Source organism: Acinetobacter amyesii (assembly GCF_023499985.1).
In the GTDB taxonomy this organism is placed as follows: domain Bacteria; phylum Pseudomonadota; class Gammaproteobacteria; order Pseudomonadales; family Moraxellaceae; genus Acinetobacter; species Acinetobacter amyesii.
The window spans coordinates 154,690-169,477 of record NZ_JAMCOU010000006.1 but is presented as its reverse complement, the minus strand read 5'-3'; the positions used below and the strand labels follow the sequence as shown (position 1 = coordinate 169,477).

Below are 14,788 nucleotides of genomic sequence, written 5' to 3'. Positions count from 1 at the left end.
GAGTAATATATATGAAAACAATTCGTTCATTTAATCCACTTTCTACATTAAATCAATGTTATGAAAGTCGATATGGACGAATTTTTTTTTGTGATGAACCGCATGAAGTTGATTGCATTCCTTTGCTTGATAGTCGTGAATTTGGCATACCAGATTATATTCAGAATATTGCCATTCAATTAGATTGTTTTGTCGAAATCATGAAAACTTTAGGCTTTGCACCACCATGGCAAGGCCTTAAAAACATCGGTCAGAAGATCGATGTGCATGTTAGTGCTTTTAATGGAAATGGGTTGGCATTGCAAAAGCCTATTTATTTTCCAAAGGCTGAAATCAAGAATGATCTGGCTTTTTTTATTATTAAAATAAATAATAAGCTTCACGACTTTCCTGGAAATTATTGGACAGTAGTTGCACATGAAGTATTTCATCTTTATCAATTCATTCTGAGTGACTTAAGAGTAAGTTGGTATTTAGAAAGTACTGCTAATTGGGCAGAGAGGTTACTTCGTTTTGATGAAAGTAATCCTAAGTATGCAATACCATTGCCTCAGGATAAAGTAAGCTTAGAGGAAAATATATTCAATGTTCCCTATAATGCAATATGGTACCGCTTAGCTTATTTGACACAGAAAGATAAAGTTAAGATAGAAGTTCCCGAAGAGATCAAAGCAATAAGCTATGTTGATGGTTCTAAGGTTGTAAGGGTAAAGGATTGGGGTAAGCTTAATTTACTACTTCGCTTTTTAAACAATTTGTCTCGGCTGCCTGCGCATGATATAGATTCGCTAAGCAAATTAGACCAAAACCGTATTGTGTTTGATTGTTTAAAGTTGACGATTAGGGAAACTACTATTTTATATGATTTAGAATTAGATACGTTTTTAAAAATTTCATTATAATTAATGATGGTAAATACAGGATGTCGGCTGAATTACATCAAATGATCTTATCAACAATTGCTTTAATACCTAAAGGAAAAATTTCCACTTACGGACAAATTGCCAAATTAGCGGGTTTACCGAAGCATGCACGACTGGTTGGCTATGTACTCAAGCATCTAGATGCAACATCAACGATCCCATGGCATCGGGTGGTCAATGCGCAAGGAAAAATCAGCACGCAGCGTTGCAATGAAAAAGGTGAAAATATCCAGCAGTTGAAGCTGGAAGCCGAAAATGTCTTTGTAGTGAATGGACGCATCTCATTGAAACAATATCAATGGATATCTTAAAAAATCCTTGCCTTAAACATAGAATTTTAATTTTATAATTGATGAAGTAGTCAATAAAAAGCCCTCTAGGATCAGAAGGCTTTTTATTTCACGCTATAAATCTAATGGCTTATTTGCGTACAACCAAAACAGGAATGTCTGAAGCACCTAGTACGCTTTGAGCTACGCTGCCCAAGAAGAATTTTTTGATCCCTGTACGGCCATGTGAACCAATAATAATCAAGTCCGCATGTGTTTCTTCTGCAGCTTTAACCAGTTCTGTATGCACCACTTGACCTTCAAGTAAGCGAGTTTCAACAGTGACACCTTCAGTTGAAAATTTCGCTTTTGCTTCTTCAAGTGTATTTAAAATCGATGCACGAGCACGTTCAATTAAATCATTGGTTTGTGTTGCTGAAATATACTCTGCAGCAATATATGGATCGAGCGTCAGTACTTGAACCACAGTAATTTTACTGCCAAAAGTTTTTGCAAACTCGACAGCTTTAGCCACCGCAGCATAAGAAGTTTCTGAACCGTCCACTGGAACTAAAATATTATTTAAAGCCATCTTATTTCTCCTTATCTGATCAATTGAATTTGGATGGAAAAACCTGAAAAAAAGTGCTACTTACATTGATCATAGTTTCATCATACGCTTTTTTATTTGGGAATAAAACCAAGTAAATTCATAAGGATATTGCGAAATTTGCAATAAAAATATTGCAAAAATATAGACTTGTTTTCACCTCGCTTAGCGATAGCAAAAATGCTCAATAATGTAAGCAGCTATGTCTAGATTGTAAGACAATTTGGTGCTGAAAAAATTGAGCCTAGATAATTCATCCATCAGTGGACATGGTTTCAATCACACCGTTTCTCTTGCTCTGTCAGGGTAATATGCAACGCTTGTTGCTCAAGCAAGCTTAATTTATGCAACGCATCTTCAGGGAAAATCTGTTTTTGCAGGCGTTGAATTTGTCGCGCTGATAAATGCTGATTGGCACAATACATCGCAGCTTCATTAGCGCGCGCAACACTGACTAATTTCTCCTGATCATTGAAGTCGAGACGAATGATTGATTGCTGTGCTCGGCTAAGTTGAGCCATGCTGCGCTTTTGTTGCATGCTCAATAAAGGCTGTTTATTAATCCAAGTCGCCACATCACGTCGCACACCATTATAGTCAACAAAAATAGGTGAGACGATTTGGCAGCCCGTTAAGGTCATGACGGCAAGGCTGAGGGTCAGACAGGCTTTTTTTATCGAATTGAATTGCATGATAAAACTCTAATTTTTAATCAAAAAATATAGTAATTAGGGCTAAAAATAGCATGATTTGCTTAAATAGTAACATCTTGAACTTTGCTTGTTTAAACTCTGAACAATTGCAAACAAAAATGCTTGACGATAATGTGTGAAATCTAGATAATGCCACCACAGTTTACGGCTATGTAGCTCAGTTGGTTAGAGCACCGCACTCATAATGCGGGGGTCACAAGTTCAAGTCTCGTCATAGCCACCATTTTTATAGACCAAGCTCTCAGCTTGGTCTCTTTTTTTGTGCCTAGAAAAAGTCAAATAGATTGAAATAATTACAGCACTAATAAAATAATCTATTTACGATGTTAATGTAGAAATAAAAGAGAACTAAAATCTTTGATGTTATGAATTGATGTCCTAACTTTTGAAATACACCTCTCAATTATTTTTAATTTTTACTACTACGTATTTTGCACCTATAAAAAAAGCCCAGTGATAGAACTGGGCTTTTTGATTTGAATCGAGTAATTAGATACCCGGTTTCCAACCATTCACGATCGGGTAGCGACGTTCACGGCTAAATGCACGTGAGCTGATACGTGGACCGATCGCGCCTTGGCGACGTTTGTATTCGTTTAGATCAACCAAACGGATGACTTTTTTCACGACTTCAGCATCAAAACCTTTGGCAATGATGTCATCTTGGCTCATGTCTTCTTCGATATACGCATACAAGATGGCATCCAATACTTCATATTCAGGTAATGAGTCTTGGTCTTTCTGATCTGGACGAAGTTCCGCAGAAGGTGGACGAGTAATTACACGTTCAGGGATCACTGGTGTTTCTGAAATGCTGTTACGGTATTTTGCTAGTTCAAATACAATCGTTTTATAAACGTCTTTAAGTACGGCAAAGCCACCGACCATGTCACCGTACAATGTGCAGTAGCCAACAGATAATTCAGACTTGTTCCCCGTAGAAAGGACTAAATTGCCGAACTTGTTCGATAAGGCCATTAACAACGTACCACGAGAACGCGCTTGTAGGTTTTCTTCAGTTGCATCAGTCGGTGCATCGCCAAAGAAAGGGAATAAGGTTTGCATAAAACCATTCACAATTGGATTGATTTCGGCAATACCAAAAGTTACGCCCATATTCTTGGCTTGTTCAGCAGCATCTTCAACGCTGATTTGCGCGGTATAGGTATATGGCATCATGACCGCTTGAACTTTATCGGCGCCAATCGCATCGGCAGCAATCGCTAAAGTTAATGCTGAGTCAATACCACCAGATAGACCTAAAATCACGCCAGGGAAGCCTGAACGTTGTACGTAGTCACGGGTTGCGATTACAAGGCTTTGGTAGATTTCAGCCATGGTATTTAATACAGGCGTGATTGCACCTGTTTTAAAGGCTTTTTGTTCAGCATCGTATTCTGCGATATATAGATCTTCAACAAAACTCGGTGCTTGCAACGCAACTTCACCTGAATTGTTCATCACAAAGCTTGTGCCATCAAAGACAAGGTCATCTTGACCGCCCACTTGGTTGCAGTAAACCAGATTGATGTTCAATTGTTTGGTCAATGCACCCATGGTTTCAATGCGATGCTGTGGTTTACCAACTTCATAAGGTGAAGCATTCAACACCAAAGCGGTTTCAACATTTAACTGAGCAAGCTGTTGAACAGTTGGTAATGCCCAAACATCTTCGCAAATCAACACACCAAACTTATGACCTAAATATTCAAAGACAAGGTGTTGATGACCCTCACTGAAATAACGTTTTTCATCAAAAACGCTATAGTTTGGAAGATTTTGTTTGTTGTAAATCCCGAGAACTTGACCATTTTTCATGACAGCAGCAGAGTTATAGCGCTGACCATCTTCAGTTTGATTCACAAAACCAAAGACTAAAACGATGTCCTTAACGTTCGCCAATTGTTCAAAAGCTTGCTGTGTACGTTTATTTAAACTTGGACGTAATAATAAATCTTCAGCAGGATAACCAACTGTAGAAAGTTCAGGAAAAACAATAATATCTGCGTTCTGTTCTTTTGCAACATTGGCTTGTTGAAGCATTTTTGCTGCGTTTGATTCTAGATTACCAATATGCGGAGAGAACTGAGCAAGTGCAATTTTAAAACTATTCATTCCAACTAAATCCTATTCCTATAGGTGAATACACTTAACACACTGATTTGTATTATTGTGATTATTCAGCGAGTGTATTTAGATACGAAAAATACTGCCGAAAGGCGAAAACAAAACACCATCATCGTATGATAATTCACTTGTTTTGATGCAAAGCAAAAAAATAAGGTGAGCCTATTTTATCTGAATTTAAGCGAGATACTAGAGGTATTCATAGCTTTTAAAAGCCTAGCTGAGCTTATGTGCCATAAAGTAAATATTAATGCTGTTTTTTTGTACTTAAAATGGCTTCAATAACCGAGCAATAGTGTGAAATAGAATGCTTAGGTGATATTCAATTTTATCTATAAATATTCGTCAAAGAGCATGGTTGTTTTACAGCTCAATGTGATGAACAAGTTCTGGATATAAAATAATATTTTCAATTCGCTTTAAATAGATGTCACGAGCAATGTCGCCTTGTTGCTCGATGTTGTAGTCAAAAAATGCTTTGTGTGGTTTGAGGGTATAGTGGTAAGGATTATATTTTTTAAAACTAAAGAAATACGCCATCTGTAACACAGCGCCTCGACCCAAAACATTGATCTGCTGCTGGTATTGATAAACATGGGCCATCTCATGAATAAACAGGGCACGATATCCTAAAGACGCTTTGGCATAGTCTGCTTTAAACAGTAAATTTCGTGCATGGATATACCCCTGAGGCGCCATGACCACATGCGCCGATTGCCAAGGCAAAAAAGGGTGATTCATCACTTTCACTTGCTCATATTGAATCAAATCCCCAAACACACTCCGACACATGGATATTTCACCTGCCGTGAGAGATCGATATTTAAAACCTTCAAGTTTTAATAGTCGGATGAGCGTGTGAAAGAAAGGCAACATGATGAAAGGTGTCTAAAGCTCTAAAGGGATGTGCAGTTTTACTATAACCTGAAAATACAATATCACGCTGTTGCGCTGTATTTAAAGAGCGATATTTTTGCATCTGCTACAGCGAAAAATCGGTTAGGGCGTTACAATTTAGCTTTCGGTCAAACAGATAGTCAGATGCAAGCACGGATCAATACTTTAATTTCTGAAATCAGCAAAAATATGTATGAACGTGAGCAGATTATTGCTTTGAGTTTGTTGGCTGGTGTTGCGGGCATGAATACCTTTTTATATGGTTTGCCTGGCACAGCAAAAAGTTTGATTTCACGTCGAATTGCCTCAGCTTTTGAAGTCCATGACTACTTTGAATATTTGATGAATCGTTTCAGTACGCCGGAAGAAATTTTTGGCCCAGTATCAATTAAAGCCTTAAAAGAAGATCAATATATTCGTAAAACAGAAAATTATTTACCACGAGCAGATTTTGCTTTTTTAGATGAAATTTGGAAAGCCAGCCCTGCGATTTTAAATACTTTACTGACCTTGGTGAATGAGCGGAGTTTTAAAAATGGTGACATTGTCCAAAAAGTTCCATTGAATGTTTTGGTTAGTGCATCGAATGAAATTCCTGAACCCAATCAAGGCTTAGATGCCTTGTATGATCGATTTATTTTGCGTTTAGAAGTGCTACCGATTGCCGTTGCAGAAAACTTTCATGCACTATTACAGGCCAAGCCGAGTCAAGTCAGTGTTGAAGTCGATGCAACTTTAAAAATAAAAAAAGCGGAGCTACAAGATTGGCGGGAACAGATTTATCAGGTGGATTTACCCGAATCGATTTTAAATCTGTTTGATCAACTTAAAAATCGACTCAATCATAACTTTGAAGATCACGTGGTCTATGTCTCTGACCGTCGTTGGCAACGTGTGGCTTATTTAGTCAAAGCCTGTGCATTTTTAAATGATCGACCATCGGTGATTTTGAGTGATCTATTAATTTTAAAACATTGTTTATGGAATCAGCCTGAAGACATTGGTTTTGTTTCGCAGCAGATAGATGATGTATTGGCTGAAAATGGCTTAAATTACGGGTTGCAATTCGAACAACATGTAGCAGAGAAGGATGCACTTGAACAGCGGGTGCTCAATCATTTTTATTATACCGATGATGTGTATGAGAGTTATTTAATTCATGGCACTGACTACTTACGTGCAGTGACCAATCTAGATCGACACTATAAAGATAAACTGTTGTATCTCGAACTAGATAAAATGGATACGAAAAAGGACTTCTTTGCCTTAGATGATACCGGTGAAGAAGTGCGTGGCATCGTATGTAATTTTAATGGTTCAAGAGTGTGTACGTTAAAAGGTGGCTATTACGGCTTAGAAGAAGTGGTGACGCCGTACATAAAACATACCAAAGGTAGTCCACGCAGCTCGTTTTCAGCACAAAGCCAATTTGAGCTGTTACACGAGGTTCAACAGCTCAAAGCACTGTTTCAAACAGAATTGGATCTGTTGACGGAACGCTTTAACGGCCAAAAGCATCAGTTTAAATCGGTCTTTGTCACTGAACAGGATATTCAACAATTAATTCAATCTATTGAGCAGCAATTGGCGAGATATCAGTTGCAGTTGCAAGATTGTGAGCGTTTGGAACATTTATGTCGCAATTAAAACCGACACGACAACAAACCCAATCGGCACTCGATGAATTAAGTTCGCAGCTTTATGATGAATTAAAACAATCCAGCTTAAAACATTGGTTGGATGATCATAAAGTTGCAAAAAAGCTCGATCAAAAAATTCAGGAATGGGCCTTTCAGGCAAAGTCGAGTTTAGATCAGCAGCATCCCTATGCAATGGCGCAGCAGCAATTGGAACATTGGCTTGCGTTAAAGCATTGGGAGCAGGGTGATTTTGTTCAATTCCACACTGAATATGCAGCTTTCATGCAAACCTTGGGGATTCCAGAATTCACTGAAATGTGGCCACAGAGCCAACAGCCATTGCTGACCAAGCAGCAGCGTCAATTACAAATAGAGCTATTCAAAGGCAAATGGCAGCGCAAATTGACCGAAGCCATTGCACATTGGGAGTTTGAGCAGCTCCGTTTACAACGAGATGCCTTTTTAGATGAAATCAAAGATTTTCTCGCGACATTGTCGAAAATGGTCAAGCACCATGACAGTGTCGGGTTTGAAACAGGGATTTTTCTGGACTATTCCAAAGGGCAATTAACTGAGCATGATGTACAGAACTTTGAGCAATGGGCGAATTATCTCGAGCAAGATCGGGCGCTTAAACGTCTATGTCAAATGATCGGAAGCGCACAGCCGAATATGCCACGTAAGCGGATTTCTGCTCAGTTAGAACAAGAGCCACAGCAGCTTATTCACACCCCGATGGCGCAAGAGGAAATTACTGGAATTAAATTGGCACAAGAACTCATTATGGCTTTACCTAGCGAGTTGGCGCTGTTAGCCGATCCAGACTTGCAAGTTTTATTTGATTTGAAATATTTAGAATCTAATCTGATGAGTTTTAATCGACAAGGTCAGCAACAGGGACGGGTGATCGAAGACCCACGCCATACACAGCGTCGAGTCGGACAAAAAGGCCCGATGATTGTCTGCTTAGATACCAGTGGCTCAATGAATGGGCAACCTGAACTGATTTCCAAAGCGATTTGTTTGTATTTATCTATTCGAGCGTTAAAAGAAAAGCGAGCGATGTATTTGGTAAATTTCTCGACCAATTTAACCGCGCTGAATTTACAGCGTAACAGCGCTTTGGATGATGTCATTCACTTTTTAGGGCAGTCATTTCATGGGGGAACCGATATTATCCCTGCGATGAATCATGCCGTGGACATGCTGAAACAACCGAATTTTGTACATGCCGATGTGGTGGTGATTTCCGACTTTATAATGGGTCAACTGACTGAAGAACTCATGCAAGAGATCACACATTTTAAGCAGCAGGGCAATGGATTCTATGCTGTGGCTATCGGTAATTTTAAACTGGATCATTTAGACGACAGCCTGTTTGATCATCAATGGGTCTATCAATCTGCGACCGGTGAAGTGCAAAAAATCTAATAATCATCACTCACTCAAAATACGCCATGACCTTTAATGACAAGCTTTTGAGCCATACAACACCGATGTTTTAAAGATTGTCTGACAAAGAAAATATTTGAGCATTTTTGCAAATCGAGAGGTCGGTTTTGCTAATGGCCTAGTGATCTATCTCACTTAATTTGATCCTCAATCTATGTGTTTTTACTTCAATCGACATGAAGTCAATGAACGGTAAACACCCAAATTGAGAGCAAAATCATGAGCGCTTTTCAACCGATAAAAAAAACGTTAGCACGCGTATTTGCAGGCCCTGTCTTTGACCCAACAAAACAGTCTGCCGTTGTTCCTATTCGTCATATGAAATTTGATTTTGAACCAGAAAAAATTGATCCAAAATTTTATATGAATGCAGAATTGGCCAGTGCCTATTTTGCATCTTTATCTATTTTCTTAACCCGTGGCGAAGATTTGGTGATTGATACTGCTCGATATCATCGCGACTTTATTCAAGATCCTGTATTAAGACAACGTGTCACGTCGTTGATTGGGCAAGAGGCTATTCATTCACGTATGCATGAAGAAATGAATGAAGCGTATCGCGCAAGAAATCTGCCTGTGCAATTTTTTAGAAAATTAGAACACTACGTCTTTGCCTATGGTTTTGAACGTATGCCACAGCCAATGAAGTTATCCTTAATGGCAGCAATTGAGCATTTCACCGCAGTGCTTGCGGAATACATGATGAATCATGAAGAAATCTTTTTTAATTCAATAGATGAAAAGCAGCGCGCTATTTGGATGTGGCATATGTTGGAAGAGTCTGAACACAAAGACATTGCCTATGATGTTTATCAAGAATTATCAGGTAATTATGCTTTACGTATTGCTGGCTTTTTCCCTGCATTAATTACCATTTTGGGTTTGATTTCGATAGGCGCTTCGATTGTGCCGTTTTACAGAAAACCGTCGAACTTGATTAGCCTAAGTTATTGGAAAGATGTTCCGCGCAGTTTCCAACTGATTTTTGGGTTAAAAGATGGTGTTTATGGCAGCAGCCTCGGGCATATTTTTGATTATTTACGACCAAGTTTTCACCCAAATGATCATGACACTTCTGCATTTCTTGAATATTACAAAAAGCGTTTGCTGAACCCCGTTGATGGTGTGTTGACACCTTATTTTGTCAAAGAATTTACCCCAGCATTAAAACGATAAAAGGACACAACCATGGGTCTATTTGGAAAAAAGAATAAGCCAAGTGAAAACGCCTACGCGGTGGTTACTGGTGCAGGCAGTGGTATAGGAAGAAGCTTTGCTTTGGAGTTGGCACGTCGTGGTGGAACAGTGGTCTGTGCCGATATTCATCTAGAAGCAGCGCAAGAAACGGTTGATCAAATTCAATCCATGACCTCATCAAATGCTTATGCAGTGCAGTGTGATGTAGGTAAAGCTGAAGAAGTTAAATCGCTGTCAGAGCTAGCCGAGCAGTTGATGGGACATGCTGTGACCTTGGTGATCAACAATGCAGGTGTCGGGTTGGGTGGTAAATTTGATGAGCTGAGTTTAGACGACTGGCAGTGGTGTATGCATGTCAATTTGTGGGGTGTGGTGCATGGCTGCCATTATTTTGTACCCAAGTTGAAACAAAATAAGCAGGGGGGCGCGATTATTAATGTTGCTTCTGCTGCGGCATATACCGCAGCACCCGAAATGACAGCATATAACGTGACGAAGTCGAGTGTGTTGGCATTGTCTGAAACTTTATCGGCAGAGCTCCGATCGGCAAATATCCGTGTGAATGTACTGTGCCCAACCTTGGTGCCGACCAATATCATGAAGAATGGACGCTTACCCAATCGATATTCAGGCTTAGCTGATCAACTGCTGATGAATCATGCATTTACGACGAGCCACGATGTCGTCAATTTGACATTGAATAATTTAGATGCAGGGAAGTTGTATACCATTCCGCAACCTGATGCCAAATTATTTTGGTGGTTAAAGCGTCTATCCCCGCAAACCTATACCCGCTTATTGGGGGTGGGTTATCCCTTATTTAACAACTATATTAAAAAGTCGGGAGCAAAAGCATGAACATGCCGACACAACTACATGACGAAGATGTAAAAGCATTAGATCAAGAGAAAACTCAAACTAAAAAGGCAACAACGCAAACTAATGCACGTCGTCCTGTAACGTCTTCTGCCAAAGCAAAAAAAGCAGTACGAGATCAATCAGAGTCAGAGCCTAGCCTAGAAAAACCAAGCGTAGAAAATCAAGTGCGTGTCTACGATACCATTGTGATTGGTGCGGGGATATCAGGTTTAGCTGCTGCTCATCAAATGAATGAACGGGGTTATACCGATTATGTGGTTTTAGAAAAAGCCAATCGCGTGGGAGGAACATGGCGCGACAACACCTATCCAGGTTGTGGATGTGATGTTCCTTCGGCGTTGTATTCTTTTTCATTTGCTCCGAGTCATAAATGGAGTCATTTATTTGCCAAGCAACCTGAGATTCTGAACTACTTAGAGGATGTGGCAGAGCAGCATGGGCTTTATCGTAACATTCAGTTCAACTGTGAATTGATTGCAGCGGAATGGAATGAGGAATTAAAGCAATGGCAATTGGAGACGAGCAAAGGTAAGTATGCGGCGAGAACGGTAATTTTTTCCACTGGGCCGATTACTGAACCTCAAATTCCAAAAATTAAAGGTATTGAAAGCTTTGAAGGTGAAATGTTCCATTCTGCGCGATGGAACCATGCCTATGACTTAAAAGATAAACGTATTGCGGTGATTGGTACGGGGGCATCTGCGATTCAGTTTATTCCTCAGATTCAACCTATTGCCAAAAATGTGGTGGTGTTTCAACGTACCGCACCATGGGTATTGCCAAAAGCAGATTTGCCACTGAATGACCGTGCGAAAGGCATCATTACCCGCTTTCCAACAGTACAAGAAACTTGGCGCAAAAGTGTGGCCGGTATATTAAATGGTATTAATTTAGGACTACGTAATCCTTCGCTTTTAGAGCCTGTGAATTATTTGGGTCGTCAGTTGTTAAAAACACAAATTCAAGATGCTGAATTACGTGAAAAAGTTACACCAAACTTTTCTATTGGTTGTAAGCGTCTCTTATTTGCCAATAACTATTATCCTGCTTTGCAGCAAGCCAATGTCGAACTTGTACCACATGGTTTAGTTGAAATAGAAGGTAATACTGTTATTGCTGCGAATGGTGAACGTCATGAAGTCGATGTCATTATTTGGGGCACAGGTTTTGAAGTTTCTCATCCGCCGATTGGGCAGCGTGTAAAAAATGCCAAAGGGGAGTTATTATCAGAACTTTGGAAAAACAGTTCTCCTGAAGCGTTTTTGGGTACCAGTATCGCGCAAGTACCTAATGCCTTCTTGGTGCTTGGGCCAAATATTTTGGTTTATGACTCATTTATTGGGATTGCAGAAGCACAGGTTGGGTATATCGTCGATGCCTTGGTAAAAATGAAACAAGAGAAGATACAGCGGCTTGAAATTAAGCCAAATGTATTGGCGTATCACAATGCAAAAGTGCAGACACATCTACAGACCACAGTCTTTAATAGTGGCGGCTGTAAGAGCTATTACTTAGATGCCAATGGACGCAATTTTGCAGCTTGGCCGTGGTCACTGAAACAGTTAAAGCAGCGTCTTAAACAGGTGGACTTTACAGACTATGAGACGGTTGCTTAGAGACGGTTGCTTAATAAAAGTTATTTAACTCAATAAGCCAAAATAAAGGATCATCAATATTTAAACCTTTTGTTTACAGCCTAATTTCTACGTGGAATTAGGCTTTTTTTATGACGCTATCTGATGAAACAGTGTGAGATTTTCTAGAAAATGGCGATTTAAAATACATTCAGCAATATACACCATACTTTATAGCTTGTGATGCATCGTTTTATCTAATGATTGAGTTGGAAAATTCAGTCAGATGGGGCTGTTCAATAGCGCAAAATAAATCTAGCTGCATAAAAAAAACCGCCCCAAAGGGACGGTTTTTAGATTCGCACAATTCTTTCGAATTAACGACCTTGGATATCGCGTTGAGTTTCGCCAGTGTAAAGCTGACGAGGACGACCGATCTTGTAAGGTGCGCTGTGCATTTCTAACCAGTGGCTGATCCAACCAACAGTACGTGCAAGAGCGAAGATTACGGTAAACATTTCTGTTGGGATACCAATCGCTTTAAGGATGATACCTGAGTAGAAGTCTACGTTAGGGTATAGGTTACGTTTGATGAAGTATTCGTCAGAAAGCGCAATACGTTCAAGTTCCATAGCCAAAGCAAGTTGTGGATCGTTGATACCAAGTGCAGTTAACACTTCGTCACAAGTTTCTTTCATTACTTTCGCACGTGGATCGAAGTTTTTGTAAACTCGGTGACCGAAGCCCATAAGTTTAACTTCTTTAGTTTTCACTTTTTCCATGAACGGAGCAACGTTTTCTACAGTGCCGATTTCGTCAAGCATCTTAAGAACAGCTTCGTTCGCGCCGCCGTGAGCAGGTCCCCATAGAGCCGCGATACCCGCAGCGATACATGCGTATGGGTTAGCGCCAGTAGAACCAGCAAGACGTACTGTAGAAGTAGACGCGTTTTGTTCGTGGTCAGCATGAAGCGTGAAGATACGGTCCATTGCTTTAGCAAGAATAGGGTCAACTTTGTAATCACGGTCTGCAGGAGTAGCAAACATCATGTACAAGAAGTTTTCTGCGTAGCTTAAGTCGTTACGTGGGTAAACGAATGGTTGGCCTACTGTGTATTTGTAAGTCCAAGCAGCTAAAGTAGGAACTTTAGCGATTAAGCGAATAGCAGTGATTTCGCGGTGGTCAATGTTTTCAACATCGAAACCGTTGTGATAGAACGCAGAAAGCGCACCAACAACACCACACATGATCGCCATAGGGTGAGCGTCACGACGGAAACCATTGAAGAAACGGCCAACTTGATCGTGAACCATAGTGTGGTTACGAACTTTAGCATCGAATTCTTGTTTTTGTTCAGCAGTAGGAAGCTCGCCGTTCAAAAGAAGGTAGCAAGTTTCTAAGTAGTCTGCTTTAGTAGCAAGCTGGTCGATTGGGTAGCCACGGTGTAGAAGAACACCTTTACCGCCGTCAATGAAAGTGATTTTAGATTCACAAGCAGCCGTTGAGACAAAACCAGGATCAAAAGTAAAGTGACCTGCGGCCAACACATCTTTAACGTCAATTACATCTGGGCCTAGAGTGCCACTGTAAATTGGTAAGTCAATTTCTTTGCCATCAAGCTGTAAAACGGCTTTTTTGCCAGTTGCTTCAGACATTCAATAGATCTCCTGTCCTGGTGAATGTTTTATCTGACTCAGTACTAATCTTTTAATGCGAGAATCAGACAGATCAAAAATTTGCTCTAAGATTAGAGGGAACTGAAATTTTGTCAATTATACTTATGGATATAAATTGAGGATCATTCCTTGAAATGAAGCACAATTCATCCGCTTAAAAAATGAGTAAAATCACAGTGCCGACGCAGTATAATAAGTCAATTTGCAGGGGAGGTGCAGATTAAAAAAAGCCTATTGCCTTAATTGTAAGCAATTTTTAATTCTTAAAAACTCTGAAACAAATATGAATTACAAGACCGCTATTTCATTAAATTATTATAATTTTCGTAACTTACACACATTTGTGGCTCTAAATTGCTTTTTTCTTATTCATAATTAAAACGACTTAATCGTACTTAAAAAAAAGTTCGTTTGGTTAAAAAATAGTTAATTAAACGCCTTTAAAGGATCAATAAATGAGCATTTTTGTCATTGGAAAGGTAAAAAATGGCGTTTTATTAAACAGATTTGCTGTTGCTAAGATTTTTATGCACAGACTAAGTACTTATTTCGTTTCATGATCTTTGAGTTTTATTATTTGAGAAAATGATGCACATTTATTTTTATGATTATGGCTTGGCGAATGTGTTGGAAGATTTTAAAATGTAGTGGGAAAAGAAAGATTTAGATTTGTTCATCTTTAGTCTAAAAGTTTAAATCGCCATATACACACAAAAACAATAAGTGAGATTTACATTTAACTGATTAAAACCAACAACATAGTATGATTTTCTTAGATAAATAAGGTATTTGTTTTTAGAAAAGTTATTGTTAATGATTCTTATTTAAGGA

Annotated in this window: 12 protein-coding genes and 1 tRNA gene; 8 read left to right on the top strand and 5 right to left on the bottom strand. The window is 39.3% G+C overall.

What is annotated here, in order from left to right; genetic code table 11:
* Window positions 1-11 precede the first annotated feature (11 nt).
* Together M5F03_RS00830 and M5F03_RS00825 are read left to right on the top strand one after the other, a co-directional pair.
* The gene (locus M5F03_RS00830) at window positions 12-902 is read left to right on the top strand and encodes a hypothetical protein (RefSeq protein ID WP_249705935.1); all 891 of its coding nucleotides are present in this window, start codon (window positions 12-14) and stop codon (window positions 900-902) included.
* 20 nt (window positions 903-922) lie between these two features.
* Window positions 923-1,234, top strand: coding sequence for an MGMT family protein (locus M5F03_RS00825; RefSeq protein WP_249705926.1), 312 nt, complete (start codon window positions 923-925; stop codon window positions 1,232-1,234).
* A 109-nt stretch (window positions 1,235-1,343) separates the two neighbouring features.
* Here M5F03_RS00825 and M5F03_RS00820 read toward each other — a convergent pair whose 3' ends face one another.
* Window positions 1,344-1,784: a universal stress protein gene (locus M5F03_RS00820; protein ID WP_078193002.1), complete on the bottom strand. Its 441-nt coding sequence runs from the start codon at window positions 1,782-1,784 to the stop codon at window positions 1,344-1,346.
* 293 nt (window positions 1,785-2,077) lie between these two features.
* Window positions 2,078-2,494, bottom strand: a complete 417-nt coding sequence (locus M5F03_RS00815; protein ID WP_078193001.1) for a hypothetical protein — start codon at window positions 2,492-2,494, stop codon at window positions 2,078-2,080.
* Window positions 2,495-2,661: 167 nt separating this feature from the next.
* Between M5F03_RS00815 and M5F03_RS00810 the strand changes: the two genes are divergently transcribed.
* Window positions 2,662-2,738 (top strand) — tRNA-Met (locus M5F03_RS00810).
* A gap of 266 nt (window positions 2,739-3,004) precedes the next feature.
* Here M5F03_RS00810 and M5F03_RS00805 read toward each other — a convergent pair.
* Together M5F03_RS00805 and M5F03_RS00800 are read right to left on the bottom strand one after the other, a co-directional pair.
* On the bottom strand, window positions 3,005-4,630 hold the full coding sequence (locus M5F03_RS00805; RefSeq protein ID WP_249705924.1) for an NAD+ synthase: 1,626 nt from the start codon (window positions 4,628-4,630) through the stop codon (window positions 3,005-3,007).
* 375 nt (window positions 4,631-5,005) lie between these two features.
* Window positions 5,006-5,518 (bottom strand): hypothetical protein, encoded by a 513-nt coding sequence (locus M5F03_RS00800; protein ID WP_249705922.1) that lies wholly within the window; start codon window positions 5,516-5,518, stop codon window positions 5,006-5,008.
* A 165-nt stretch (window positions 5,519-5,683) separates the two neighbouring features.
* Between M5F03_RS00800 and M5F03_RS00795 the strand changes: the two genes are divergently transcribed.
* The 5 genes from M5F03_RS00795 (at window position 5,684) to M5F03_RS00775 (ending at window position 12,323) form a co-directional block, all read left to right on the top strand.
* Window positions 5,684-7,186, top strand: a complete 1,503-nt coding sequence (locus tag M5F03_RS00795) for an AAA family ATPase (protein WP_283773835.1) — start codon at window positions 5,684-5,686, stop codon at window positions 7,184-7,186.
* A complete protein-coding gene (locus M5F03_RS00790) occupies window positions 7,174-8,610 on the top strand; it encodes a VWA domain-containing protein (RefSeq protein WP_249705918.1) in 1,437 nt (478 codons plus the stop codon). Before M5F03_RS00795 ends, M5F03_RS00790 begins: the two co-directional genes overlap by 13 nt.
* Window positions 8,611-8,850: 240 nt before the next feature.
* Window positions 8,851-9,807, top strand: coding sequence for a metal-dependent hydrolase (locus tag M5F03_RS00785; RefSeq protein WP_078192996.1), 957 nt, complete (start codon window positions 8,851-8,853; stop codon window positions 9,805-9,807).
* 12 nt (window positions 9,808-9,819) lie between these two features.
* The gene (locus tag M5F03_RS00780) at window positions 9,820-10,686 is read left to right on the top strand and encodes an SDR family NAD(P)-dependent oxidoreductase (RefSeq protein WP_249705916.1); all 867 of its coding nucleotides are present in this window, start codon (window positions 9,820-9,822) and stop codon (window positions 10,684-10,686) included.
* Entirely contained in the window at window positions 10,683-12,323 is a 1,641-nt protein-coding gene (locus M5F03_RS00775) for a flavin-containing monooxygenase (RefSeq protein WP_372491090.1), read from the top strand. The genes M5F03_RS00780 and M5F03_RS00775 overlap by 4 nt, the downstream gene beginning before the upstream one ends.
* Window positions 12,324-12,658: 335 nt before the next feature.
* On the opposite strand, the gene gltA is transcribed toward M5F03_RS00775, so the two are convergent.
* Window positions 12,659-13,936, bottom strand: a complete 1,278-nt coding sequence (gene gltA, locus M5F03_RS00770) for a citrate synthase (protein ID WP_078189909.1) — start codon at window positions 13,934-13,936, stop codon at window positions 12,659-12,661.
* Window positions 13,937-14,788: the final 852 nt, after the last annotated feature.

Coding starts and splice junctions, on each gene's coding strand:
- M5F03_RS00775 (WP_372491090.1), top strand. CDS start 10,683: ATGAACATGCCGACACAACTACATGACGAAGATGTAAAAGCATTAGAT.
- M5F03_RS00795 (WP_283773835.1), top strand. CDS start 5,684: ATGCAAGCACGGATCAATACTTTAATTTCTGAAATCAGCAAAAATATG.
- M5F03_RS00780 (WP_249705916.1), top strand. CDS start 9,820: ATGGGTCTATTTGGAAAAAAGAATAAGCCAAGTGAAAACGCCTACGCG.
- M5F03_RS00800 (WP_249705922.1), bottom strand. CDS start 5,518: ATGTTGCCTTTCTTTCACACGCTCATCCGACTATTAAAACTTGAAGGT.
- M5F03_RS00815 (WP_078193001.1), bottom strand. CDS start 2,494: ATGCAATTCAATTCGATAAAAAAAGCCTGTCTGACCCTCAGCCTTGCC.
- M5F03_RS00830 (WP_249705935.1), top strand. CDS start 12: ATGAAAACAATTCGTTCATTTAATCCACTTTCTACATTAAATCAATGT.
- M5F03_RS00785 (WP_078192996.1), top strand. CDS start 8,851: ATGAGCGCTTTTCAACCGATAAAAAAAACGTTAGCACGCGTATTTGCA.
- M5F03_RS00805 (WP_249705924.1), bottom strand. CDS start 4,630: ATGAATAGTTTTAAAATTGCACTTGCTCAGTTCTCTCCGCATATTGGT.
- M5F03_RS00820 (WP_078193002.1), bottom strand. CDS start 1,784: ATGGCTTTAAATAATATTTTAGTTCCAGTGGACGGTTCAGAAACTTCT.
- M5F03_RS00825 (WP_249705926.1), top strand. CDS start 923: ATGTCGGCTGAATTACATCAAATGATCTTATCAACAATTGCTTTAATA.
- M5F03_RS00790 (WP_249705918.1), top strand. CDS start 7,174: ATGTCGCAATTAAAACCGACACGACAACAAACCCAATCGGCACTCGAT.
- gltA (WP_078189909.1), bottom strand. CDS start 13,936: ATGTCTGAAGCAACTGGCAAAAAAGCCGTTTTACAGCTTGATGGCAAA.